At 60.7% G+C, this 22,998-nt stretch carries 23 protein-coding genes and 2 pseudogenes; 9 read left to right on the forward strand and 16 right to left on the reverse strand.

The features are described from left to right. Positions 1 to 136 (forward strand): annotated as a pseudogene (locus CKW19_RS27570) (IS256 family transposase); the annotation flags it as partial. A gap of 211 nt (positions 137 to 347) precedes the next feature. On the opposite strand, the gene CKW19_RS27575 reads toward CKW19_RS27570, so the two are convergent. After that, a complete protein-coding gene (locus tag CKW19_RS27575; RefSeq protein ID WP_095061631.1) occupies positions 348 to 788 on the reverse strand; it encodes a heme-binding protein in 441 nt (146 codons plus the stop codon). 268 nt (positions 789 to 1,056) lie between these two features. On the opposite strand from CKW19_RS27575, the gene gcl reads away from it, so the two are divergent. The 8 genes from gcl (at position 1,057) to CKW19_RS27615 (ending at position 10,768) form a co-directional block, all read left to right on the forward strand. Further along, complete coding sequence (gene gcl / locus CKW19_RS27580; protein WP_095061633.1) at positions 1,057 to 2,832, forward strand: glyoxylate carboligase; 1,776 nt, start codon at positions 1,057 to 1,059, stop codon at positions 2,830 to 2,832. A gap of 138 nt (positions 2,833 to 2,970) precedes the next feature. Continuing rightward, positions 2,971 to 3,753, forward strand: a complete 783-nt coding sequence (gene hyi, locus CKW19_RS27585; protein ID WP_095061635.1) for a hydroxypyruvate isomerase — start codon at positions 2,971 to 2,973, stop codon at positions 3,751 to 3,753. Positions 3,754 to 3,876: 123 nt separating this feature from the next. Continuing rightward, positions 3,877 to 4,764, forward strand: a complete 888-nt coding sequence (locus CKW19_RS27590) for a 2-hydroxy-3-oxopropionate reductase (RefSeq protein ID WP_095061637.1) — start codon at positions 3,877 to 3,879, stop codon at positions 4,762 to 4,764. Between the two features lie 177 nt (positions 4,765 to 4,941). After that, on the forward strand, positions 4,942 to 6,216 hold the full coding sequence (locus CKW19_RS27595; protein ID WP_095061639.1) for a glycerate kinase: 1,275 nt from the start codon (positions 4,942 to 4,944) through the stop codon (positions 6,214 to 6,216). Beyond that, complete coding sequence (pyk, locus tag CKW19_RS27600) at positions 6,213 to 7,628, forward strand: pyruvate kinase (protein ID WP_095061641.1); 1,416 nt, start codon at positions 6,213 to 6,215, stop codon at positions 7,626 to 7,628. The genes CKW19_RS27595 and pyk overlap by 4 nt, the downstream gene beginning before the upstream one ends. Before the next feature lie 207 nt (positions 7,629 to 7,835). Beyond that, complete coding sequence (locus CKW19_RS27605; protein ID WP_095061643.1) at positions 7,836 to 8,750, forward strand: urea transporter; 915 nt, start codon at positions 7,836 to 7,838, stop codon at positions 8,748 to 8,750. A gap of 21 nt (positions 8,751 to 8,771) precedes the next feature. Further along, positions 8,772 to 9,596, forward strand: a complete 825-nt coding sequence (locus tag CKW19_RS27610) for an ion transporter (protein ID WP_095061645.1) — start codon at positions 8,772 to 8,774, stop codon at positions 9,594 to 9,596. Positions 9,597 to 9,769: 173 nt separating this feature from the next. Beyond that, positions 9,770 to 10,768, forward strand: a complete 999-nt coding sequence (locus CKW19_RS27615; RefSeq protein WP_095061647.1) for a sulfate ABC transporter substrate-binding protein — start codon at positions 9,770 to 9,772, stop codon at positions 10,766 to 10,768. A 60-nt stretch (positions 10,769 to 10,828) separates the two neighbouring features. On the opposite strand, the gene CKW19_RS27620 is transcribed toward CKW19_RS27615, so the two are convergent. The 15 genes and pseudogenes from CKW19_RS27620 to phnC form a co-directional block, all read right to left on the reverse strand. Continuing rightward, entirely contained in the window at positions 10,829 to 11,233 is a 405-nt protein-coding gene (locus tag CKW19_RS27620; protein ID WP_095061649.1) for a type II toxin-antitoxin system HicB family antitoxin, read from the reverse strand. Further along, complete coding sequence (locus CKW19_RS27625; RefSeq protein ID WP_095061651.1) at positions 11,233 to 11,445, reverse strand: type II toxin-antitoxin system HicA family toxin; 213 nt, start codon at positions 11,443 to 11,445, stop codon at positions 11,233 to 11,235. Before CKW19_RS27625 ends, CKW19_RS27620 begins: the two co-directional genes overlap by 1 nt. Positions 11,446 to 11,563: 118 nt before the next feature. Then, positions 11,564 to 12,313, reverse strand: coding sequence for a phosphonate metabolism protein PhnP (gene phnP / locus CKW19_RS27630; RefSeq protein ID WP_095061653.1), 750 nt, complete (start codon positions 12,311 to 12,313; stop codon positions 11,564 to 11,566). Further along, positions 12,304 to 12,873 carry a phosphonate metabolism protein/1,5-bisphosphokinase (PRPP-forming) PhnN gene (gene phnN, locus CKW19_RS27635; RefSeq protein ID WP_095061655.1) on the reverse strand — a complete coding sequence of 190 codons (570 nt, stop codon included), beginning with the start codon at positions 12,871 to 12,873 and terminating at the stop codon, positions 12,304 to 12,306. The genes phnP and phnN overlap by 10 nt, the downstream gene beginning before the upstream one ends. Further along, positions 12,873 to 14,018 (reverse strand): alpha-D-ribose 1-methylphosphonate 5-triphosphate diphosphatase, encoded by a 1,146-nt coding sequence (locus CKW19_RS27640; RefSeq protein WP_095061657.1) that lies wholly within the window; start codon positions 14,016 to 14,018, stop codon positions 12,873 to 12,875. Before CKW19_RS27640 ends, phnN begins: the two co-directional genes overlap by 1 nt. Then, positions 14,008 to 14,727, reverse strand: a complete 720-nt coding sequence (gene phnL, locus CKW19_RS27645; RefSeq protein WP_095061659.1) for a phosphonate C-P lyase system protein PhnL — start codon at positions 14,725 to 14,727, stop codon at positions 14,008 to 14,010. Before phnL ends, CKW19_RS27640 begins: the two co-directional genes overlap by 11 nt. Before the next feature lie 28 nt (positions 14,728 to 14,755). Then, positions 14,756 to 15,562 carry a phosphonate C-P lyase system protein PhnK gene (phnK, locus tag CKW19_RS27650; RefSeq protein WP_095061661.1) on the reverse strand — a complete coding sequence of 269 codons (807 nt, stop codon included), beginning with the start codon at positions 15,560 to 15,562 and terminating at the stop codon, positions 14,756 to 14,758. Then, positions 15,559 to 16,431, reverse strand: coding sequence for an alpha-D-ribose 1-methylphosphonate 5-phosphate C-P-lyase PhnJ (locus CKW19_RS27655; RefSeq protein ID WP_095061663.1), 873 nt, complete (start codon positions 16,429 to 16,431; stop codon positions 15,559 to 15,561). The genes phnK and CKW19_RS27655 overlap by 4 nt, the downstream gene beginning before the upstream one ends. Then, positions 16,424 to 17,500, reverse strand: a complete 1,077-nt coding sequence (locus CKW19_RS27660) for a carbon-phosphorus lyase complex subunit PhnI (protein WP_095061665.1) — start codon at positions 17,498 to 17,500, stop codon at positions 16,424 to 16,426. The genes CKW19_RS27655 and CKW19_RS27660 overlap by 8 nt, the downstream gene beginning before the upstream one ends. Then, positions 17,500 to 18,090 carry a phosphonate C-P lyase system protein PhnH gene (phnH, locus tag CKW19_RS27665; protein ID WP_095061667.1) on the reverse strand — a complete coding sequence of 197 codons (591 nt, stop codon included), beginning with the start codon at positions 18,088 to 18,090 and terminating at the stop codon, positions 17,500 to 17,502. The genes CKW19_RS27660 and phnH overlap by 1 nt, the downstream gene beginning before the upstream one ends. Beyond that, positions 18,090 to 18,539, reverse strand: coding sequence for a phosphonate C-P lyase system protein PhnG (phnG, locus tag CKW19_RS27670; RefSeq protein ID WP_095061669.1), 450 nt, complete (start codon positions 18,537 to 18,539; stop codon positions 18,090 to 18,092). The genes phnH and phnG overlap by 1 nt, the downstream gene beginning before the upstream one ends. Positions 18,540 to 18,550: 11 nt before the next feature. After that, the gene (gene phnF / locus CKW19_RS27675; protein WP_177408863.1) at positions 18,551 to 19,255 is read right to left on the reverse strand and encodes a phosphonate metabolism transcriptional regulator PhnF; all 705 of its coding nucleotides are present in this window, start codon (positions 19,253 to 19,255) and stop codon (positions 18,551 to 18,553) included. Between the two features lie 39 nt (positions 19,256 to 19,294). Further along, positions 19,295 to 20,077 (reverse strand): phosphonate ABC transporter, permease protein PhnE, encoded by a 783-nt coding sequence (gene phnE / locus CKW19_RS27680; RefSeq protein WP_095061673.1) that lies wholly within the window; start codon positions 20,075 to 20,077, stop codon positions 19,295 to 19,297. 162 nt (positions 20,078 to 20,239) lie between these two features. After that, positions 20,240 to 21,244, reverse strand: a pseudogene (gene phnD, locus CKW19_RS27685) (phosphonate ABC transporter substrate-binding protein); the annotation flags it as partial. Positions 21,245 to 21,287: 43 nt separating this feature from the next. Beyond that, positions 21,288 to 22,121, reverse strand: coding sequence for a phosphonate ABC transporter ATP-binding protein (gene phnC / locus CKW19_RS27690; protein ID WP_095061677.1), 834 nt, complete (start codon positions 22,119 to 22,121; stop codon positions 21,288 to 21,290). Positions 22,122 to 22,998: the final 877 nt, after the last annotated feature.

A 22,998-nucleotide genomic window follows, 5' to 3' on the forward strand; every position in this document is an offset into this window, starting at 1 on the left:
TGCGGCGACAAAACTGATCTGGCTTGGGCTGCGCAACATCACAGCAAACTGGGGCTCAGCGGCCCATGACTGGAAAAGTGCGATGAATCAATTCGCGATTCTGTACGGAGATCGATTTATCAGGCCAGCCTGGTAAAAGAATGGCCTGCCTAACGGCAGGCCGTTACCGGCCTGCACACAAAATATCTGACAGTCCCTTCGATCGAGACGTACAGACTATTGGCAGGATGTGTCTGGGAAACAGCAATCGCTAGCAGGCTAGCTCCCACAGTTGATCACCGATACTCAGATAATCCCCTGTGGGAGCCAGCCTGTTGGCGATAGCGGTAGATCAATCAATACAAAACTTAAGCCACAACCCCCGCATCCGCCCTCAACCCCAACGCCTCAATGGCAGTGATCGCACACTGTTCATCAACGTCGGACAAATCCCCACTGATCCCTACCGCCCCCAGCACAGTGCCCGCCTGATCGCGAATCAACACACCGCCCGGTGCCGGCACGACGCTGCCCTGCCCCAGGCTGTTCAACGCGGCAATAAACGCTGGACGCTGCTGTGCATCCAGTGCCAATAGGCGTGAGCCCTTGCCCAGCGCGATGGCGCCCCAGGCTTTGCCGATGGCGACTTGTGGGCGTATCAGGCTGGCGCCGTCTTCGCGTTGCAGGGAAATCAGATGCCCGCCGGCATCCAGTACTGCGACGGTCAAGGGAGCCGCGGAGATTGCACGCCCGGCGGTGATGGCCTCGTTGACCAGGTTGACTGCGACTTTCAAGGTTAAAGCGCTCATGGTGCCGTCCTCATTTTGTTTTTGGGAAAGTCGTGGGGCTGCGCCGTTGTGCCGCAGACCGATGCAACAAATAGAACACAATGAGTTATTTTTTTGTATACAATAATTCTCGAAAAGCGCCGCATGCGACGAAAAGCCACAGTAGAACGGGCTTCCGACGAATGAAACAAGCGCTTGAGAAAATGGATTGACCTGCGCCGTCCGCCGTGAATACACTCTGCGCAAAGCCACTTGTATACAATTACAAAACGTAAAGAGGCACAAAACCATGAGCAAAATGAGAGCAATCGAAGCCGCCGTTCTGGTGATGCGCCGTGAAGGGGTTGATACCGCTTTTGGCATCCCGGGTGCCGCCATCAACCCGCTGTACTCCGCCCTGCAAAAGGTCGGCGGCATCGATCACGTACTCGCTCGCCACGTTGAAGGCGCCTCGCACATGGCCGAGGGCTACACCCGCACCAAGGCCGGCAACATCGGCGTGTGCATCGGGACTTCCGGCCCTGCCGGTACCGACATGGTCACCGGGCTCTACAGCGCCTCGGCCGACTCGATTCCAATCCTCTGCATTACCGGCCAGGCACCCCGCGCCCGTATGCACAAGGAAGACTTCCAGGCTGTCGACATCACCACCATCGTCAAGCCAGTGACCAAGTGGGCAACCACCGTCATGGAACCGGGCCAGGTGCCTTACGCGTTCCAGAAAGCCTTTTATGAAATGCGCTCCGGCCGTCCAGGCCCGGTGCTGATCGACCTGCCGTTCGACGTGCAGATGGCCGAAATCGAATTCGACATCGATGCTTACCAGCCGCTGCCTTTGGCCAAGCCGAGCGCTAGCCGCGTTCAGGTTGAAAAAGCCTTGGCCATGCTGGATCAGGCCGAGCGTCCATTGCTGGTCGCCGGTGGTGGCATCATCAACGCCGATGCCAGCGATCTGCTGGTCGAGTTCGCTGAACTGACGGGCATCCCGGTCATCCCGACCCTGATGGGCTGGGGCACCATCCCGGACGATCACCCGCTGATGGTGGGCATGGTTGGCTTGCAGACTTCGCACCGCTACGGCAACGCGACTATGCTCAAATCCGACGTGGTTCTGGGTATCGGTAACCGTTGGGCCAACCGTCATACCGGTTCGGTCGATGTGTACACCGAAGGCCGCAAATTCATTCACGTCGACATTGAAGGCACTCAGATCGGCCGCGTGTTCACGCCGGACCTGGGTATCGTTTCCGACGCCGCTGCCGCACTGACCGTGTTCATCGAAGTCGCTCGCGAATGGCAAGCCGCCGGCAAACTCAAAAACCGCAGCGCCTGGCTGCAAGACTGCCAGCAGCGTAAAGCCAGCCTGCAGCGCAAGACTCACTTCGACAACGTGCCGGTGAAACCGCAGCGCGTTTACGAAGAGATGAACCAGGTGTTCGGCAAAGACACTTGCTACGTCAGCACCATCGGTCTGTCGCAGATTGCCGGCGCGCAGTTCCTGCACGTCTACAAGCCACGTCACTGGATCAACTGCGGTCAGGCGGGCCCTCTGGGCTGGACCATTCCGGCAGCACTGGGTGTGGTCAAGGCTGATCCGAACCGTAAAGTCGTGGCCCTGTCGGGTGACTATGACTTCCAGTTCATGATCGAAGAATTGGCGGTGGGCGCGCAGTTCAAGCTGCCGTACATTCATGTTGTCGTGAACAACTCGTACCTGGGTCTGATCCGTCAGGCGCAGCGCGGTTTCGACATGGACTACTGCGTGCAGCTGTCCTTCGACAACCTGAACGCGCCGGAACTCAACGGCTACGGTGTGGACCACGTCGCAGTTGCCGAAGGCCTCGGCTGCAAGGCACTGCGTGTGTTCGAACCGTCCCAGATCCAGCCTGCCCTGCGCAAGGCTCAGGAACTGATCGAAGAGTTCAAGGTGCCGGTGATCGTCGAGATTATCCTGGAACGTGTGACCAACATTTCCATGGGTACCGAGATCAACGCCGTCAACGAATTCGAAGACCTGGCGCTCGTCGGCAACGACGCACCGACTGCGATTTCGTTGCTTGATTAATAGCTGCTCGCTCCCTCTGTAGGAGCCGGCTTGCTGGCGATAGCGGCGCATCAATCGCCATTGATGTGACTGACATAACGCCATCGCCAGCAAGCCGGCTCCTACAAGGGGGGCCTTACACATTTACGGGAGACCACCATGCCGCGTTTCGCAGCCAACCTGTCCATGCTGTTCACCGAACAGGACTTTCTTGCCCGTTTCGAAGCGGCCGCCAAGGCCGGTTTCAGTGGTGTCGAGTACCTGTTCCCTTATGACTTCAGCTCTGCCGAAATCAAGGCCCAGCTCGACGCTCACGGCCTGACCCAAGTGCTGTTCAACCTGCCGGCCGGTGACTGGGCCAAGGGCGAGCGCGGTATCGCGTGCCTGCCGGACCGTATCGAAGAGTTCCGCGCCGGTGTCGACCTGGCCATCGCCTACGCAAAGGTGCTGGGCAATACGCAGATCAACTGCCTGGCCGGTATTCGTCCGCAGGGTTTTGACGATGCCACCGTCGAGAAAACCTTCGTCGACAACCTCAAGTTTGCGGCCGACAAGCTGCAAGCGGCAGGTATCAAGCTGGTGATGGAAGCGATCAACACGCGTGACATCCCGGGTTTCTACCTGAACAACACGGCGCAAGCCCTGTCGATTCGCGAGCAGGTCGGCAGCGCCAACCTGTTCCTGCAATACGACATCTATCACATGCAAATCATGGAAGGCGATCTGGCCTGCACTCTGCAATCGCATCTGGGCGAGATCAACCATGTACAGCTCGCGGACAACCCGGGGCGCAACGAACCAGGCACCGGTGAAATCAACTACCGCTTCCTGTTCGAACACCTGGACCGCATTGGTTACCAGGGTTGGGTCGGTTGCGAATACAAGCCGCTGACCACCACTGAAGCGGGCCTGGGCTGGTTGAAAACCCATAACGCGATCTAACACAAATCCCTGTAGGAGCCGGCTTGCCGGCGATGGCATCACCGCGGTGTATCAGACAGACCGTGTCGCCTGGATCGCCAGCAAGCCGGCTCCTAACAAAACAAATACAACGAGGATTTTCTCATGGCTAAAATCGGATTTATCGGCACCGGCATCATGGGCCACCCAATGGCGTTGAACCTGCAGAAAGCCGGTCACAGCCTGTTCCTGTCGGCGCACCACGATGCTGCGCCTGCCGATCTGGTCGCCGCTGGCGCCATTGCCCTGGCGAACCCGAAAGAAGTCGCCCAGGAAGCCGAGTTCATCATCGTCATGGTGCCGGATACCCCGCAGGTCGATGACGTGCTGTTCCGTGCCGACGGCATCGCTGCTGGCGTAGGCAAAGGCAAAATCGTGATCGACATGAGCTCGATCTCGCCGACCGCCACCAAGGCGTTCGCTGCCAAAATCAACGAAAAAGGCGCTCAGTACCTCGACGCGCCAGTGTCCGGCGGTGAAGTCGGTGCCAAGGCTGCGACCCTGAGCATCATGGTCGGCGGCGATACCGATGCCTTCGAACGCGCTCTGCCGCTGTTCCAGGCCATGGGCAAGAACATCACTCTGGTCGGTGGCAATGGCGACGGTCAAACCGCGAAAGTCGCGAACCAGATCATCGTGGCACTGAACATCCAGGCTGTGGCCGAAGCCCTGCTGTTCGCTTCGAAAAACGGTGCTGATCCAGCCAAGGTGCGTGAAGCACTGATGGGCGGTTTCGCCTCTTCGAAGATCCTTGAAGTGCACGGCGAGCGCATGATCAAGGGCACCTTCGACCCAGGTTTCCGCATCAGCCTGCACCAGAAGGACCTGAACCTGGCCCTGCAAGGCGCCAAGGAGCTGAACATCAACCTGCCGAACACCGCCAACACCCAACAGGTGTTCAGCACCTGCGCGGCCATCGGTGGCAGCAACTGGGACCACTCGGCGCTGATCAAAGGCCTGGAACACATGGCGAACTTCTCGATTCGCAAGTAGGAGCAAGCTTGCTCGCGACAAAATCGCCTCGGTGTATCTGAAGCACCGAGGCGCCTGGATCGCTGGCAAGCCAGCTCCTACAGAGGCCGATGAAACCCTGTAGGCGCTGGCCTGCCAGCGATCCATTCAGCACTGCTCCAACGTCAATCCCAATAACAAGAATTCCGGGAGTCCGTCATGTCGGTCGATCCGCAACAATTGCTGCGCGAGCTGTTTGCCACAGCCATCGACGCGGCGCACCCGCAACAAGTCCTCGAAGCCCATTTACCTGCCGACCGCAGCGGTCGCGTGATCGTCATTGGCGCCGGCAAAGCCGCAGCTGCCATGGCCCAAGTGGTCGAGCGCTGCTGGCAGGGTGAAGTGTCCGGCCTGGTGGTGACCCGTTATGGTCACGGCGCACCGTGCGAAAAAATCGAAGTGGTCGAAGCCGCTCACCCCGTTCCCGATGCAGCCGGTCTGGCCGTCGCCAAACGCGTGCTGGAACTGGTCAGCGACCTGAACGAAAGCGATCGCGTGATTTTCCTGCTCTCGGGCGGTGGCTCTGCCCTGCTGGCACTGCCGGCCGAAGGCATCACCCTGGCCGACAAGCAGTCCATCAACAAAGCCCTGCTCAAGTCCGGCGCGACCATCGGCGAGATGAACTGCGTGCGCAAGCACCTCTCGGCGATCAAGGGTGGGCGACTGGGCAAAGCCTGCTGGCCTGCCACTGTTTATACCTATGCGATTTCCGATGTACCGGGCGACCTGGCCACGGTCATCGCCTCCGGCCCGACCGTGGCCGACCCAAGCACCTCTGCCGAAGCGCTGGCGATCCTCAAGCGCTACAACATCGAAGTGCCAGCTACCGTGCGCAACTGGCTGCAAAGCCCGGAATCGGAGACGGTCAAACCCGGCGATCCGAGTCTGGCGCGCAGCCACTTCCAGTTGATTGCCCGCCCACAGCAATCGCTTGAAGCCGCCGCGGTGAAGTGCCGTCAGGCCGGTTTCAGCCCGCTGATTCTCGGTGACCTGGAAGGCGAGTCGCGAGACGTGGCGAAGGTCCATGCCGGTATCGCGCGGCAGATCGTCCTGCACGGTCAACCGCTGGCCGCACCGTGCGTGATTCTCTCGGGCGGTGAAACCACCGTGACCGTGCGCGGCAATGGCCGTGGCGGGCGCAACGCCGAGTTCCTGCTGAGCCTGACCGACAGCCTCAAAGGCTTGCCCGGCGTCTTCGCACTGGCCGGCGACACCGACGGCATCGACGGTTCCGAAGACAACGCCGGCGCCATCATGACCCCGGACAGCTACGCCCGCGCCGCCGCCCTCGGCCTGAGTGCCAGCGATGAGCTGGACAACAACAATGGCTACGGCTACTTCGAGGCGCTCGATGCACTGATCGTCACCGAGCCGACCCGCACCAACGTCAACGACTTCCGCGCCATTCTGATTCTCGAGAGCCAAAAATCATGACGCCTGATAAAAAGGTCAAAATCCTCGCTACCCTCGGCCCGGCCATCAACGGGGTCGACGACATCCGTGAGCTGGTGCAGGCCGGGGTGAACATCTTTCGCCTGAACTTCAGCCATGGTGACCACGCCGACCACGCCCTGCGTTATCAGTGGATCCGTGAAGTCGAACGTCAGCTGAATTATCCGCTGGGCATCCTGATGGACCTGCAAGGCCCGAAACTGCGGGTCGGCAAATTCGCCGAAGGCAAGGTGCAACTGGTGCGTGGCCAGGCCCTGCGCCTGGACCTGGATACAACGCCTGGCGATGAGCGCCGGGTCAACCTGCCGCACCCGGAAATCATCGCCGCGCTGGAGCCCGGCATGGACCTGCTGCTGGACGACGGCAAGCTGCGCCTGCGCGTGGTCACGAAGTACGACGACGCCATCGACACCACCGTGCTCAACGGCGGCGAGTTGTCGGACCGCAAAGGCGTGAACGTGCCGCAAGCGGTACTCGACCTCAGCCCGCTGACAGCCAAAGATCGCCGCGACTTGAGCTTCGGTCTGGAGCTCGGCGTCGACTGGGTGGCGCTGTCATTCGTGCAACGCCCGGACGACATTCGCGAAGCCCGTACGCTGATCGGCGACAAAGCCTTCCTGATGGCGAAAATCGAAAAGCCGTCGGCGGTGGAACAACTGCGCGAGATCGCCGAATTGAGCGACGCGATCATGGTCGCCCGTGGTGACCTGGGCGTGGAAGTGCCGGCCGAGAGCGTGCCGCAGATCCAGAAAAACATCATCAGCACCTGCCGCGAGCTCGGCAAACCGGTGGTGGTCGCCACTCAGATGCTGGAGTCGATGCGCTTCTCTCCCGCGCCAACCCGCGCCGAGGTAACCGATGTGGCCAACGCCGTGGCCGAAGGTGCGGACGCGGTGATGCTGTCGGCAGAAACCGCGTCCGGCGAGTACCCGCTTGAAGCCGTGCAAATGATGAGCAAGATCATCCGTCAGGTCGAAAGCGGCCCGGATTATCAGGCTCAACTGGACGTCAGCCGGCCGAAAGCCGAGGCGACTGTTTCCGATGCGATCAGCTGCGCCATCCGCCGTATCAGCAACGTGCTGCCGGTGGCAGTGCTGGTGAACTACAGCGAATCGGGTACCTCTAGCCTGCGTGCGGCGCGGGAACGGCCAACGGTGCCGATCCTCAACCTGACGCCGAACCTGCAAACCGCGCGTCGCCTGACGGTGGCGTGGGGCGTGCACTCGGTGGTCAATGATCGACTGCGTCAAGTGGATGAAGTGTGCTCGACAGCGCTGGAGATTGCCCAGGCCCAAGGCATGGCACAGCGCGGCGATACATTATTGATCACCGCCGGTGTGCCGTTTGGACAGCCGGGGTCGACTAACTCACTGCGCATCGAGACGTTGATCTAAGCATCAGAACTTGATGTGAGCGCTAACACTTGTGGCGAGGGGGCTTGCCCCCGTTCGACTGCGTAGCAGTCGTCGTTGGGCATGACGGGTTCCACAGAGAAACCGCATGTATCGATATCGGGGCCGCTTCGCGACCCAACGGGGCAAGCCCCCCTCGCCACAATATTTATGCAAGACCTTTGATGTCCCACTGCCCCAGACTTAGCCATGCCTGCCAATCACTTCAACTCCCACTGCCCCGACTGGGCCGAAGCGCTGCTCAACGGTTTCAGTCAAATATTCCTCCAGCGCCATCCGCTCTGCGGACTGTTGTGCCTGTTGGCCATCCTGCTCACCGCGCCAGTGCTGTTTGCCGGTGCGCTACTCGGTGGCGTCGCCGGATTGCTCACTGCGCAACGTCGCGGCTATGCCAAGGCGGATCGCCAGGCCGGGCTATTCAGCTACAACGGGGTTTTGCTCGGTTTGTTGCTGAGCCTCTATTTCCCTTGGTCAGCGATGCTGCCGCCGCTGATTCTGGCCGCGGGCGGTCTGAGTGCGATGGTCACGCAACAGTGGCTCAAACGCACCTGGCTCAACCAATACCTGTCTGCCTACACGGCTCCGTTCGTGGGGATGGGCTGGTTGCTGCTGTGTTTCGCCGAACCGTCCACGCCAGCGACGGTGCCCGAATTGAACACCCTGAACCTGCTTGCTGCTGCGTTCAAGGGACTCGGTCAGGTGATGTTCCTCGACCATCCATTGGCCGGTGCGATGATCGCCTTAGGCCTGCTGATCGCTGATCGCCGCGCGTTTTGCTGGGTGGTGCTTGCAACGTTTATCGGGCTCGGCTCAAGCCTGCTTCATCACGACACGAGCGCCGCGCTGCTCGGCCTTGGCGGTTACAACGCCGTACTCGCTGCCCTCGCCTTCAGTGCGCAACGTCAACACCCTTGGCTGCCATTGCTCGGCATCGTACTGGCGCTGCTGTTGACACCGCTTTTTGCCGCCCTCGGCCTGGCCACACTGACCGCGCCTTTCATCCTCGCCTGCTGGCTGATCCGCGCCGGCATTCAGATGCTGGGCGCAGCCTCTGTCGATAGCGAGCCTTGCGCTCACGGGGGCAATCAACCTAGGCTGCGCTGATCTGCAGCCCAGGCCATTTGAATGAACAGTAACGACACGTGGCGTCATCGCCTCTACGTGATTATTTTCCAGACTGACACCATCGCCGGTCGACGCTTTGACACCAGCCTGCTGCTGATCATTTTCGCCAGCCTGGTGGTGGTGATTCTGGACAGCATCGATGACGTTCATCAGAACTACGCCAGCCTGCTGGCGTACATCGAATGGGGCTTCACGGTGATCTTTCTGGGCGAGTACATCCTGCGGCTGTACTGCTCGCCCAAACCGCTGCGCTACGCATTCAGCTTCTATGGGCTGGTGGATCTGCTGGCTATCCTGCCAGGGATCCTGGCGTTGTATTACAGCGATGCGCAGTACCTGCTGATCATCCGGGTAATCCGGATGCTGCGGATCTTTCGCGTGCTCAAGCTCGGCCCCTACCTCAAACAAGCTCATTACCTGCTGGATGCCCTGCGCGGCAGCAAACAGAAAATCCTCGTGTTCCTGCTCAGCGTCTGCACGCTGGTGACGGTGTTCGGCACGCTGATGTACGTGGTCGAGGGCCCGCAACATGGCTTTACCAGCATTCCCAAAGGCATTTACTGGGCTATCGTGACGTTGACCACCGTCGGTTACGGCGACATCGTGCCCAAGACCGCGCTGGGTCAGGTGATCTCCTCGATGGTGATGATCACCGGTTACTCGATCATCGCCGTGCCTACGGGGATTTTCACCGCCGAACTGGCGACGGCCATGCGTGGCGGTCAACTGAATCACGATTGCCCGGTGTGCGCGAAAGACAACCATGAAACCGAGGCGTCTTTCTGTTCACGTTGTGGCAACGCGCTGTTTAGAAAAATGGAATAAGCAAAGTTCTTTTTAATATTTAAAGGACTATGCATCCCCGGCTATAGTCGCTGGCTTATTGATATCTAACAAATCACCCGCAGGAGCTGCCGCAGGCTGCGATCTTTTGATCCTTGAAGGCAAAATCAAAAGATCGCAGCCTGCGGCAGCGCCTACATAAAAAGGAATGCGCAGTGAAAAAACTCTTTGGCGCCTCACTTCTCGCCGCTGGCCTGGCGCTGGGCAACATCGCCCACGCCGCACCGACCCTGCTTAACGTTTCCTACGACGTGATGCGCGATTTCTACAAGGACTACAACACTGCGTTCCAGAAGCACTGGCAAGCCGAGCACAACGAAAACATCACCTTGCAGATGTCTTTCGGCGGCTCCAGCAAACAGGCGCGTTCGGTCATCGACGGCCTGCCCGCTGACGTGATCACCATGAACATGGCGACCGACATCAACGCCCTGGCGGACAACGGCAAACTGGTACCGGAGAACTGGGTCACCCGTCTGCCGAACAACAGCGCGCCGTTCACCTCGGCCACCGTGTTCATTGTGCGCAAAGGCAACCCGAAAGCCCTGAAAGACTGGCCGGATTTGCTCAAGGATGGCGTACAGGTCATCGTCCCGAACCCGAAAACCTCCGGCAACGGTCGCTACACCTACCTGTCAGCCTGGGGCTATGTGCTGAAAAACGGCGGTGACGAGAGCAAGGCAAAAGACTTCGTCGGCAAGCTGTTCAAGCAAGCACCGGTTCTGGACACCGGTGGCCGCGCCGCTACCACCACCTTCATGACCAACCAGATCGGCGACGTGCTGGTGACTTTTGAAAACGAAGCGGAAATGATTGCCCGCGAGTTCGGCCGCGATCAGTTCGAAGTCGTCTACCCAAGCGTCTCCGCCGAGGCTGAGCCGCCGGTGTCGGTGGTCGACAAAACCGTCGACAAGAAAGGCACCCGCGCCGCCGCCGAGGAATACCTCAAGTACCTGTGGTCGCCGGAAGGCCAGGAAATCGCGGCCGCCAACTACCTGCGTCCGCGTGACCCGGCCGTGTTGGCCAAGTACACCGATCGTTTCCCGAAAGTCGACTTCCTGTCGGTCGAAAAGACCTTTGGCGACTGGCGCACCGTGCAGAAAACCCACTTCAATGACGGTGGCGTTTTCGACCAGATTTACACCGGTCAGTAAGCGCTGAGCGAACATGAAAAAGGCGACCTGCACAGGTCGCCTTTTTTTGTGGTCAACGACTCAATGTCGAACCAGCTTCTCCATCGCCGCATCCGCCAAAAACGAGGAACGGCTTTTGACATTGTGCTCTCGTACATAACGGTCTATGCGCTGAATCACGTAGCCGGGCAGCGTGACGTTGACCTTCTCGGTCTTGCCCATATACGGCGAGATATCCAGCTCCAGCATGCCCCACCCCATGTCGGCGAACTCCGGATTGCCACGATGCAAGGCCGCTGAAGTCGGCATCGGAATCGTTTCTCCATCTGCCGCCATTTCCTGCAGCATGATGTGGGCAATTTCGACCGCAGCGTTGTAAGCATCTTCAAAGGTATCCCCGGCGGTCACTGCACCGGGAATATCAGGGATCTGGATACCGATGGCGGTGTGCTCGTCGCCCCACTCGATACAGATTGGATATTGCATTATGGATCTCCTGCATAACTGGCCAGCGGGCAGTACAACCCGGCTCGCCTCCTGATGCTCTTGACCGTCCCCACCGGCAAATCCTTTTTGGGATGGGGAACGGGAATCGTGTACGGGTTGTAACGGTGCGTGAAGATGTGATGACTGCCAGTGACCCGATCCAGGGTCCATCCCGCCTCCATCAGTTCCTTGATCAATAGCCTGCTCTGCACCACCAGCCTCCTTGCTCCGGCCCGAATAAAAGTAACCCTAGAGTTATCTTTACTCAAGCACAAAAACACGAAGGGAGACGTTCGGTTGTTTTACAGATCGTGACCGATACAGATCTTTTTACAGCTCACACCCATCAAACCCGACACTGACATTGCCCGGCAATTCTTCGCGATGCTCAACCAACCACGCATCCAACGTATGCCCGACATGGGTCAACACCGCTGACGTTGGCCGCAGTTCGTCAATGCACTGCAACGCCAGGTTCAGGTCGTTGTGATTGCGCGGCGCCTGAGGTTGCGGTGGCAGGGAGCAGTCCAGCACCAGCACATCCAGCGGTTCGCGCAGTAGCCAGTCCAGGGTGGACGGTGGCAGGCCCACGGTGTCAGTCAAATAGGCAATGCGCCGTCCCTCGCCTTCGAACAGATACCCCAGGGTCGGTTTGGAGTGCAGCAACGGCAACGCGGTAACGTTCAGCGTGCCGAAGGTGCGTGTTTCAAAGGCCCCGAACGGCTGGCTGAAATCGAGAATGCCGGGGTGTTTGTAGAGGTCGGCCAGGCCTTCCGGGTCCACCGGGCCGTGCACCGGAATCACCAGGCCCTGGCCCCAACGCAGATGCAACAAGCCCTGGGCGTGATCGGCGTGGTAGTGAGTCTGCAAAATGCCGTTGAAGCTGCGCGGCGCAAAGCGCTCGCACAGGTCTGGCATGCCGCTGTCGATCAACCAGCGCTGATCGCCGCACTCGATCAGCGCACTGCAGGGTCGACGCTGCAAACGCTGATCCTTACGCGCCCGATCGCAAGCCACGCACTCGCAGCCGTAGACCGGGACTTGCCGGGCATCACCGGTGCCGAGCAACGTCAAGCGCATATCGCGGGTTCGTCGATGCAGGCGAGCAAGCGTTCCACCGTATTTTCCAGTGCCCCGGAGTTATCGAGGACATGCACCATCGGGTCGTTGCCGGCCAGTACGCTTTGGTTGAATCGGGCGTTGCGCGCCAACCGTGCGTCTATTTCCGCCACGGACTCCCGTCCTCGTGCCAGCAAGCGCTCGCGCAACACCGCTTGATCCACGGTCAGCAGCACCACAAGCATGTGCGGGTAGCGCTCACGGGCATTGTGCAAATGCCCGCGCGAGCCATTGACCAGCACATCTTGTCCCGCCTTCAGCCAATCGTCGATTTCCCGCGGGATGCCGTAGGACAAACCGTTGGCGTGCCAGCTCAGGGCAAACGCGCCTTGCGCCTCCATCTCGGCGAACTGCTGCGGGCTGACACCCAAGGCCGCCTCGCCCACCGCCTCCGCCGAACGGGTGATGACCCGCCGCACGATGCGGCAGCCTCTTTCGGCCAACCGGCCTCGCGCCGCGTCCAACAGGCTGTCCTTGCCCGACCCGGAAGGTCCGATGAGATAGATCAACCTGCCCGACATCAGTACACCCTCTTTGCTTGCCGCCAAACTTGTTGAACCGCCGTCAGACCGTCGTGACTGCGTGCTTGCACCAGATCAGCCCGCAGGCCCGCTGCAATTTCGCCACGATCATGCAAACCCGCAGCGCGGGCCGGGTTCAGGCTGACCATGCGCACCGCTTCGGCCAGGCCGATGCGATTGTTCTGCGCTGCCAGCGCGAACGTTGATTGCAACAGGCTCGCCGGGTAGTAATCGCTGGACAGGATATCCAGCAAGCCTTCGGCCGCCAGCTCTGCGGCGGCCACGTTACCCGAGTGCGATCCGCCGCGCACGATGTTCGGTGCGCCCATCAACACTTTCATGTCCCGTTCCCGGCATCCGCGCGCCGCCTCGACCGTGGTCGGGAACTCGGCGATGGTCATGCCGTAGCGCGCCGACTCCTCGACGTGGGCCAGGGTCGCGTCATCATGACTGGCCACCGACAGGCCAAGGGCCAGACAGTGTTCGACAATTGCCGCACGATACCGGTCGCTGTACTGCCGCGAGTTGGCCATTTGCAGGGCGATGAAGTCATCCATCTGCGTCGTGGTCAGGTGGTACTTGCCCATGTAGTACTCACGGTACTTGGATTCCAGCACAAACTGGCGCTGGCCCGGCGAGTGGTCCATCACTGACACCAGTTGCACCAGCGGGTTTTCCACCAGATCGCGGAACACACTCAAGGTGTCCGGGTGGCACAGCTCGCAGCGCAAGTGCAACCGGTGTTCGGCCCGGGTCAGGCCGGCATCGGACGCTTTGGTAATCGCCTCCAGCATCGCCGGCAATTTCTGCATGCGATTGCCCTTGGGGTTAACGTCGCCGATGGACACCGCATCGAACACCGTGGTGATGCCCGCCGCGATGATCTGCGCATCGTGACTGAGCACCGCCGGTACCGACGGCCAGTCCACACCGGGGCGCGGGGTCATGTGACGTTCCAGGTTGTCGGTGTGCAGCTCCACCAGACCCGGCAGCAGGTAATCACCATGCAGATCCTGCGCCTGAGGCAGGCGGCTCGGGCCTTCGCAGACTTCAGCGATCACGCCGTCGCGCAGCACCACGGTGCCGTAGAACACACGGTCAGCGGTGACCAGTTGGGCATTGCTGAGGATCTGTTCAACGGGCATCGGCGTATTCCTCTTGGCTGACTGCGGCTGGGGTCATGTCGAGATGGCGGTCGGCAACCGCTTCGCGGGCGATGCGATCGTGGAAAATGCCGATCAGTGCGGCCCCTGCAACTTTTGCTTCATTCATCAGTTCCAGCACCACCTGGCGATTGTTGTCGTCGAGTGATGCGGTGGGCTCGTCGAGCAACATCACCGGCCACGCCACCATGAAACCTCGGGCGATGTTGACCCGTTGCTGCTCGCCACCGGAGAACGTGCCGGGAGCCAGTTGCCACAGGCGTTGCGGAATGTTCAGACGGCTGAGTAGCGATTCGGCACGCGCTTGCGCCTGCTCTTTCGCCCAGCCCCGGGCCAGCGCCGGTTCCATCACCACGTCAAGGCACGCGACCCGCGGGATCACTCGCAAAAACTGGCTGACATAACCCAACGTGCGCTGACGCACTTGCAGGATGTCCCGGGGTTCGGCGCCCACCAGCTCCAGCCATTGGCCATCGTGCTGCACGCGAATGCTGCCGCCTGCGGGCAGATAGTTGCCGTACAAGGTGCGTAGCAAGGTGCTTTTACCGGCGCCGGATTGACCGTGCAGCACCAGGCATTCACCGGCCGCCACACTGAAATCGATCCCGCGCAGTACGTTGAGGACCACGCCGTGCTGCTGATGCAGGGTGAAGGTTTTCGAGAGGTCACGGACCTCGATCAAGGTATTCATCGCTCGGTTTCCACTATTGAACGGGGCTTCACGGCTGCAACACCGAAGACACCAGCAGTTGCGAATAAGGGTGTTGGGGATCGTCGAGGATCTGATCGGTCAGCCCGGTTTCCACCACCCGCGAGCGGCGCATCACCATCAGGCGGTCGGCCAGCAGACGTGCCACCGCCAAGTCGTGGGTGACAATCACCACCGCCAGATCCAGTTCCCGCACCAGTCCGCGCAGCAGGTCGAGCAAGCGCGCCTGCACCGAGACATCGAGGCCACCGGTCGGCTCGTCCATGAACACCAACCGTGGGCTCGACACCAGATTGCGGGCGATTTGCAGGCGTTGCTGCATGCCGCCAGAAAAGGTCCGGGGCAAATCGTCAATGCGCTGCGGATCGATTTCCACCTGACTCAACCAGTCGAGACCGGCCCCGCGCAGCTGCTGATAATTGCGCACACCCTGGGCCATCAGACGTTCTCCGATGTTGGCGCCAGCGGACACGCCCATGCGCAAACCGTCACGCGGGCTCTGCTCGACGAACCCCCATTCGGTACGCAGCAAGGTGCGGCGCTCGGCTTCGCTGGCGCTGTACAGGTCCAGCCATTGGTCCTGTTTGTCGCGGTAACCGATGCTGCCGCGCTGCGGCGGCAGGCGGCCGCTGAGCAGTGAGAGCAAGGTGGATTTGCCCGAGCCGGACTCGCCGACAATTCCCAAAACTTCACCGGGATACAAATCGAAGTTGACGTCCTGGCAACCTTTCTCCGGGCCGTACAACAGCGACAAATCACGCACTCGCAGCAGCGGCTCAGTGGACACGGTCACATCGTTTTTCAGCGCCTGGTTCATTGGCCCTGCTCCTGCTGGCTGACGCGCTGTGCGCAGTAATAAGTGTCGGAACAGACGAAGCTCTGGGTGCCGGCGTCGTCGAGAATCAACTCATCGAGGAACGACTCACGGCTGCCACAAATCGCGCAGCACGCTTCCCATTTCTGCGCTTCGAAGGGGTGATCCTCGAAGTCGAGGCTGGTGACTTTGGTGTACGGCGGCACCGCGTACAGACGCTTCTCGCGGCCAGCGCCGAACAGCATCAGCGCCGGGCTCATGTCGAGTTTCGGGTTGTCGAATTTGGGGATCGGCGACGGGTCCATCACGTAGCGCTCGTCCACCATCACCGGGTAGGCGTACGCCGTGGCGATGTGGCCGAAGGTGGCGATGTCTTCGTAAAGTTTGACGTGCATGACCCCGTAATCGTTGAGGGCGTGCATGGTCCGGGTCTCGGTTTCCGACGGCTCGATAAAGCGCAGCGGCTCCGGAATCGGCACCTGGTAAACCATGATCTGGTCGGCGTGCAGCGGCGTTTCCGGGATGCGGTGACGGGTCTGGATCACCGTCGCGTCCGGCGTACTTTCGGTGGTGGCGACGCCTGCGGTGCGGGCGAAGAAGCGGCGGATCGATACGGCGTTGGTGGTGTCGTCCGCGCCCTGATCGATGACCTTGAGCACGTCATCGTCACCGAGAATCGCGGCGGTCAACTGCATGCCTCCGGTGCCCCAGCCGTAAGGCAACGGCATCTCGCGACCACCGAACGGCACCTGATAACCGGGGATCGCCACGGCCTTGAGCAAGGCGCGGCGGATCATGCGTTTGGTCTGCTCATCGAGGTAGGCGAAGTTGTATGCCGCATCGCGCACGGGTGCCTGGCTCACGTCATTCATGGTTTTGGCCCTCGGCAGGCTTGCGCAGTTTGCGGATCAGTTCCAGTTCAGCCTGGAAGTCGACGTAGTGAGGCAGCTTGAGGTGCGAGACAAAACCGGCGGCCTCGACGTTGTCGCAGTGCATGAGCACGAACTCTTCCTGTTGTGCTGGCGAGACGATCTCTTCGTTGTACTCGTCGGCGCGCAACGCACGGTCCACCAGCGCCATGCCCATGGCCTTGCGCTCGGCGTGTCCGAAGGCCAGGCCGTAGCCGCGAGTGAACTGCGCCAGCTCAGTGGCCGAGCCAACGAATTGGTTGACCATCTCGCACTCAGTGACTTCGATGTTGCCCAGGTTGATCGGAAAACCCAGCTCTTCAGGGTCGATCCAGACCTCGACTTCGCCGATGCGGATTTCACCCGCGAAGGGGTGGTTGCGGCCATAACCGCGTTGGGTCGAATAGCCCAGCGCCAACAGGAAACCTTCATCGCCACGGGCCAGGGCTTGCAGGCGTTGAGCGCGACTGGCGGGCAACTCCAGCGGGTCGCGGGTGATGTCGGCCACGTTTTCGCCGCTGTCGGATTCGGTCTTGATCAGGCCTTCCTGCGCCAGCAAACCGAGGACTCGCGGGCACGCTTCGAGGCTGGCATTCGGCGTGGTTTGCGGCCCCGGATATTCGCCTTCGGCCAGCAAGGCAAAGTCCAGCAGACGGTGGGTGTAATCGAAGGTCGGACCCAGCAGTTGCCCGCCCGGCACGTCCTTGAAGGTCGCGGACAAGCGTCGGCTGAGCTGCATGTTCTGGGTATCGATCGGCAGGCTCGGGTTGAAGCGCGGCAACGTGGTGCGGTAGGCGCGCAGCAGGAAGATTGCTTCCACCAGATCCCCCGCCGCTTGCTTGATCGCCAGCGCGGCGAGTTCTTCGTCGTACAGCGAGCCTTCGCTCATCACCCGCGCCACTGCCAGCGGCAGTTGCTGACGGATCTGCTCGACACTCAACTCAGTGACCGCGGTATCGCCCCGACGTTTTTTCGCCAGCAGGCGGTGGGCATTGTCGATGGCCTGTTCGCCACCCTTGACGGCTACGTACATCAGGCACGCTCCTCTGCGATGCGGGTACTGCGCGGCAAACCGATCAGGTCGTGGCCGGCAGTGAAAAACAGGTCGAGGCCACGGGGGAATTCGTTGCGGCGTTCACGTTCGCGCCACAAGCCATCGGCTATCGGCAGCGCCACGTCGTGTTCGCTTTCAATCCCCGGCCCTCGCCACTTCAGCCCTGCCCCGCCGCCGAGGCTTGGCAGCTGAATGAGCACGGTGCAGGACTGGTCGGGATAACGATCATTGCCGGTATCGAAACCGCTCAGGTCGAGCAGGTCTTCAGAGGCAAGCAAAGCGAATCTCGCGTCTTCACGCCGGGTGGTCAGCGGGCAACCACAGTGGAACGCCAGGTTGGCGCGGATCAGCGGCGTATCGAATGACGGCGCGAGCCACAGCGGTGTGTCGACATCGAGCATTGCCAGGCAGAGTGCATAAGTCGCGGGGGCCAGGCCTTCGAGTCTCGGTGCGACCTGTAGGGTCTGGATCAATCCGGGGCCGGCCAACGCCTTGAGTGCCGCGCGAAATCCACGCTGGGCATCCAGCACCGGGTCGGCAAACGCCGGTTGCAACAACTGTGCGCTCATCAGTTTTCTCCTCGCACGAGGGTGAAGAATTCGACTTTGGTGGCGGCGGTTTCCGCCTCTTTTTGTGCCCGGCGCTCAGCTTGAGCTGCCGCCAGCGGCGTGATCATGTCCGCCAGCCAGTGCCGCTGCTGCACGCCCTGCAAATGCGCGTCGGCCAACGCGGCGAGTTCGGCATGGGCCTTGTCGCGCCCCGCCAGATAGCTGTAGCCCGTACGGCCATCGGCCAGGCGCACCACGCAGCGGGTCACGCTCATTTCACCGACGTTGAACGGCGCGCCATTGCCACCCATGCGGCCACGGACCAGGGTCATGCCGACTTCCGGGGCGCGGATCAGTTGGTATTCAATGTCGCGCAACGCATCTTCAAAGGGCTGCAATTCACTGCGACGGGCGCGGGCCAGCACACCAATCCAGTGCTGCCGTTCGGCGTGAGGAACAGGGTTTTGCATGGCGTTCTCCATCAGGTGACGACCTGGTACTGGAAGCGATCCGAACGGCTGGTGGACTGGGCCAGCTCCACGGCACGGCCGTCGCGATCGCGGGAAAGGGTGAAGACACTCAGCGCCGGCAGATGCCGGGGCATCATCAGCAGCGCGGCTTCTTCGCGGTTGGGCAATCGGGCGCCGATCAGGCTCTGGGTACGGGTCAGTGGCAGGTCCCGTTCGCTCAGGTATTTGCGCAGAGAGCCACCGGTGTAGTCGGCCAGCAGCGGCGCGTGAGTGGCGCAATAGCGATGGCGGATCAGGCTGACCGGTTGGTTGTCGAGCTTGCGCAAGGTCTGCAATTCGATCATCGGCGCCATTTCGGCGATGCCCAGATGTTGGGCTTCTTCGCGACTGGCAAAGCAGTAGCGACGCTTGAGCAGTAGCGCCTCGACGCCATGCCCCTGGGCTGACAAAGACTGGCTGTAGGCGCTCTCGGCGGTCATCGAGTAAATCAGCGGCCGCTCCAGCACCTGGGTGCCTTTGCCCTGGCGGCGCAACAGGCTGCCTTCGAACACCAACTCATCGATGGCGCGGCGCAAGGTGTGACGATTGACACCGAAGCGCTCGGCCAACATCACCTCGCCCGGCAGGAAGTCTCCGGCGCGGTACTCCGCCAGCTCCCGCCGCAGGATGTCGGCCAATTCGCGGTACACCGGCTCATCTTGTCTAGACAACTGCATGCTTTAAAAAAAGCGCCCGCGGGCACCCCTCCGAAAAAGTCAGATGAACTGCTTGCGCAGGCGTTGCGACAGGATGTCGATCAGGCTGACGATGACGATGATCACCAGCAGCACCGCGCAGGTCTGCGTGAACTGGAAGGCGCGGATGTTCTCCCACAGGATCACGCCGATACCGCCAGCGCCGACCATCCCCACCACCGTCGCCGAACGCACGTTGGCTTCGAAGCGGTACAGCGCGTAGGACACCCACAGCGGCATCACTTGCGGAATCACCCCGTAGATCACCTCTTGCAAGGCACTGGCACCGGTGGCGCGAACACCTTCGACCGGGCCCGGATCAATCGCTTCGACGGCTTCGGCGAACAGTTTGGCGAGTACGCCGGTGGTGCTGATCCACAGCGCCAACACCCCGGCAAACGGCCCCAGCCCGACAGCCACCACGAACAACATGGCGAAGACCATTTCGTTGATCGAGCGGAACGCATCCATCACCCGGCGCAGCGGTTGGTGGATCCACCACGGTGTGATGTTTTCCGAGCAGAGAATGCCCAGCGGCACCGAGCAGACAATCGCCAGCACCGTGCCCCACAGGGCGATTTGTACGGTGACGAGCATTTCCTTGAGGTACATGCGCCATTCATGGAAATCCGGCGGGAAGAAGTCCCCGGCGAACGTCGCCATGTTTCCCGAGTCGCGGTACAGCGCCATCGGATTCATTTCAGCGCCGTGCCAGGCCCAGGCCAGCAGGACCAGAAACAGGCCCCAACCGGCGTATTGCGGCCAGGTACGCTTGCCAACAGCTTCAGCGTGCAGAGTGGTCATGAGGGTTCTCTAAAAAGCGTTTAAAGAGGCGATTCACATATGTCATGGCGGGTACAAAACCCGTAGGAGCAAGCTTGCTCGCGATGGCGGCGTGACAGGCAGCGTCAATGTCGACTGACACTCAGTCATCGCGAGCAAGCTTGCTCCCACACTTACCGAGGCGGCGTTGGCGGTCTTTTTATCGCTCTTCTCGAGCAAGGTGATGCGCTCTTGCAGCTTCGCCAGCTCGGCATCGATCTCGGCCAGTTTTTTGGTTTTATCGGCCGCATCAAGCTTGGTGTCCGCAGTGATCGTGGTGCGTTGCTTGAACAACTCGAGCTGACGAATCGGCAGCAACTGGTCGTCGCTGGACTTCAGGAACTTGCCCAGTTGCATGCCCTTGAGCACCGCTTTCTCTTCGTCGGTGTCGCCGTAGCTGAAGATGAAATCGCGGATCTTGGTCTTCTCGCTGTCACTCAGCGCTTTGCTCCACACCAACGGGTCGGCAGGGATCAGCGGCGACTTCCAGATCACTTTCAACAGCGCAGCTTTATCGGGCTGGGTGACTTCCAGGCGATCCCAGCTTTCGGTGTTGAACGTCGCCACATCCAGTTGCCCCTTGGCCACGCTCAAGGCGTTGACCTCATGGCTGGAATTGAGCGTGCGCTTGAACGCGGTGGCGGCATCGACGTTGTTCTTGGCGAACACGTAGTAGCCCGGCACCAGATAGCCCGAGGTGGAGTTCGGATCACCGTTGCCGAAGGTCAGGTTCTTGGCGTCCTTCAGCATGTCGTCGACCGAATTGATCGGGCTGTCCTTGCGCGCGATCAACACGCTCCAGTAACCGGCAGCGCCACTGGCCGCGGCGGTCTGGGCGAAGATTTCACCGTTGGAACGGTCCACGGCTTCGATGGCGGCCTTGTTGCCCAGCCACGCCACATCGACCTTGTTGAAGCGCATGCCCTGGATCAGGCCGGCATAGTCGGAAGCGAATGTGGCGTTGATCTTCAGGCCGGTCTGCTTCTGCATGTCGTCAAGAAATGGCTGCCAGACGCTCTTGAGATTTTGCGAAGACTCGGTGGACATGATGCCGAAGTTGATGGCTTTTTCTTCAGCCTGGGCGGTGCCCATCAAACAACCGGTGAGCAGTGCTGCACCAGCAAAAACGCGACCGATACGGTTCAACATGGAAAGGTTTCCTGAGAGTGAACGGTTGGGGAGTCCGGAGTGATCAAACACGCGCCAGCACCAGCCGGGGTGCAGCTTCGTTGTGACGGGAAGGCTCGGAGCACATGAGGCTGGTGTCGATGTCGGCACCGTACAGATCGTTGAGGAACGCGCCACTGAGCTCAGTACCCGGGCCATCGAAATGAATCCGACCGGCCTTCAGCGCCACGGCGCGCGGGCAATAGCGGGTGGCGTAGTCGACCTGATGCAGGGTCACCACCACGGTCTTGCCGTCGCGGCGATTGATGTCGGCGAGGATTTCCATAACCTTGCGCGCCGATTCCGGATCCAGAGAGGCGATCGGCTCGTCCGCAAGGATGACTTCGGCACGCTGGGTCAGTGCACGGGCAATCGCCACGCGTTGCTGCTGCCCACCGGACAAGGTCGAGGCCCGCTGCGCGGCGAGGTCAGCCAGGCCGACGCGGGCCAGGGACTCCATGGCGAACTGTTTTTCCTCGGCATTGAACAGGCCCAGGTTGCCACGCCAGCGCGGCATGCGGCCCAGGCAACCGAGCAGCACGTTGTCGAGCACGCTCAGACGATTGACCAGGTTGAACTGCTGGAAGATGTAGCCGATGTCGGCGCGCAAGCGGCGCACCTTGCCATTGAGCCGTCCGCTCGCCTGTACTTCCCGCCCCAGCACTTTGACGCTGCCACCGTTGTTTTTATCGCAACAGGCCAGGCCCGCGAGATGGCGCAACAAGGTGGATTTGCCGGAGCCGGACGCGCCGATCAGCGCGACCATCTCACCGGCCGCGATGGTCAGTTCGAGGTCGACCAGTGCGGTTTTACGCGCAAAGGTCTTGTTCAGATGATCGACATGGATAGCTGCGTTCATGGGCTTCTCTGTCTGGTTGAACAGCCGTCCGTGGCCGTATTTGAGTTCAACAGACTTTAGGCACGGGGCATGTCAGCCCTATGACTTGCACATTTCACTGGGTGAATCATTTGATGAAGGTTTTGTGAAAGGTTGAGCTGGAGGGCTGGCGCGTTTGGTCGCGGTTGTGACCGGATTGGGTGTCCACTGGCGAACCCGGCAGACTTGACTCAGGCCGGTATTCGCCCTGGTTTTTCATGAGGGGGCATATACCGCAACCGCGTCAGAGGCGGCCTACCGGCCGGTCTGGTTCTGATGCGCGCGTGTTTCCCTGTAGGAGCTGTCGAGTGCAACTAGGCTGCGATCTTTTGACTCTGTTTTTTACAGGCAAGATCAATAGATCGCAGCCTTCGGCAGCTCCTACGGAGTGATACATCCGCAAAATCAGGTCGTCTGTCAGGCCGCCATCGCTGGCAAGCCAGCTCCTACAGTTGATTGGCGTACACCACGCTCCTCACCACTCATCAGGCCGAGCGTTAGCTCGCCTTCCACTTTTGATCCACCCGCCCCCTCGGGAGGCTGAGTGGAGGTGTTTATCCGGGGATTGGCGCGCAGCGCCGTTCGACGTAGTCGAACTCATTGCATGTAGGTCGAAGCGAAGCCGACCGGAGGGCAATGCCCCCGGATGAATACCGGAGCGAAGGAACGCCGAGCCTCAGCGAGGGGCCGTACGTAAGGGGCGAGCGTTTTTTGCTTACTTTTTTAGGCGCTCCCTCCGTGTCAGGCTACCTGTCACCCTTGTTGATTGACTCATTCATTCAAGAGGGCGAAGGTGCATAACAATGTCCAATCTAGGCAAACGCTACGACGACGACTTCAAAGATTGGGTCGTCTTGCA

Source organism: Pseudomonas sp. Irchel s3f7 (assembly GCF_900187615.1).
GTDB lineage: Bacteria > Pseudomonadota > Gammaproteobacteria > Pseudomonadales > Pseudomonadaceae > Aquipseudomonas.

Excerpts from the sequence above, each read along its gene's own strand:
- CKW19_RS27575 (WP_095061631.1), bottom strand. The coding sequence starts at position 788 with ATGAGCGCTTTAACCTTGAAAGTCGCAGTCAACCTGGTCAACGAGGCC.
- gcl (WP_095061633.1), top strand. The coding sequence starts at position 1,057 with ATGAGCAAAATGAGAGCAATCGAAGCCGCCGTTCTGGTGATGCGCCGT.
- hyi (WP_095061635.1), top strand. The coding sequence starts at position 2,971 with ATGCCGCGTTTCGCAGCCAACCTGTCCATGCTGTTCACCGAACAGGAC.
- CKW19_RS27590 (WP_095061637.1), top strand. The coding sequence starts at position 3,877 with ATGGCTAAAATCGGATTTATCGGCACCGGCATCATGGGCCACCCAATG.
- CKW19_RS27595 (WP_095061639.1), top strand. The coding sequence starts at position 4,942 with ATGTCGGTCGATCCGCAACAATTGCTGCGCGAGCTGTTTGCCACAGCC.
- pyk (WP_095061641.1), top strand. The coding sequence starts at position 6,213 with ATGACGCCTGATAAAAAGGTCAAAATCCTCGCTACCCTCGGCCCGGCC.
- CKW19_RS27605 (WP_095061643.1), top strand. The coding sequence starts at position 7,836 with ATGCCTGCCAATCACTTCAACTCCCACTGCCCCGACTGGGCCGAAGCG.
- CKW19_RS27610 (WP_095061645.1), top strand. The coding sequence starts at position 8,772 with ATGAACAGTAACGACACGTGGCGTCATCGCCTCTACGTGATTATTTTC.
- CKW19_RS27620 (WP_095061649.1), bottom strand. The coding sequence starts at position 11,233 with ATGCAATATCCAATCTGTATCGAGTGGGGCGACGAGCACACCGCCATC.
- phnP (WP_095061653.1), bottom strand. The coding sequence starts at position 12,313 with ATGCGCTTGACGTTGCTCGGCACCGGTGATGCCCGGCAAGTCCCGGTC.
- phnN (WP_095061655.1), bottom strand. The coding sequence starts at position 12,873 with ATGTCGGGCAGGTTGATCTATCTCATCGGACCTTCCGGGTCGGGCAAG.
- CKW19_RS27640 (WP_095061657.1), bottom strand. The coding sequence starts at position 14,018 with ATGCCCGTTGAACAGATCCTCAGCAATGCCCAACTGGTCACCGCTGAC.
- phnL (WP_095061659.1), bottom strand. The coding sequence starts at position 14,727 with ATGAATACCTTGATCGAGGTCCGTGACCTCTCGAAAACCTTCACCCTG.
- phnK (WP_095061661.1), bottom strand. The coding sequence starts at position 15,562 with ATGAACCAGGCGCTGAAAAACGATGTGACCGTGTCCACTGAGCCGCTG.
- CKW19_RS27655 (WP_095061663.1), bottom strand. The coding sequence starts at position 16,431 with ATGAATGACGTGAGCCAGGCACCCGTGCGCGATGCGGCATACAACTTC.
- CKW19_RS27660 (WP_095061665.1), bottom strand. The coding sequence starts at position 17,500 with ATGTACGTAGCCGTCAAGGGTGGCGAACAGGCCATCGACAATGCCCAC.
- phnH (WP_095061667.1), bottom strand. The coding sequence starts at position 18,090 with ATGAGCGCACAGTTGTTGCAACCGGCGTTTGCCGACCCGGTGCTGGAT.
- phnG (WP_095061669.1), bottom strand. The coding sequence starts at position 18,539 with ATGCAAAACCCTGTTCCTCACGCCGAACGGCAGCACTGGATTGGTGTG.
- phnF (WP_177408863.1), bottom strand. The coding sequence starts at position 19,255 with ATGCAGTTGTCTAGACAAGATGAGCCGGTGTACCGCGAATTGGCCGAC.
- phnE (WP_095061673.1), bottom strand. The coding sequence starts at position 20,077 with ATGACCACTCTGCACGCTGAAGCTGTTGGCAAGCGTACCTGGCCGCAA.
- phnC (WP_095061677.1), bottom strand. The coding sequence starts at position 22,121 with ATGAACGCAGCTATCCATGTCGATCATCTGAACAAGACCTTTGCGCGT.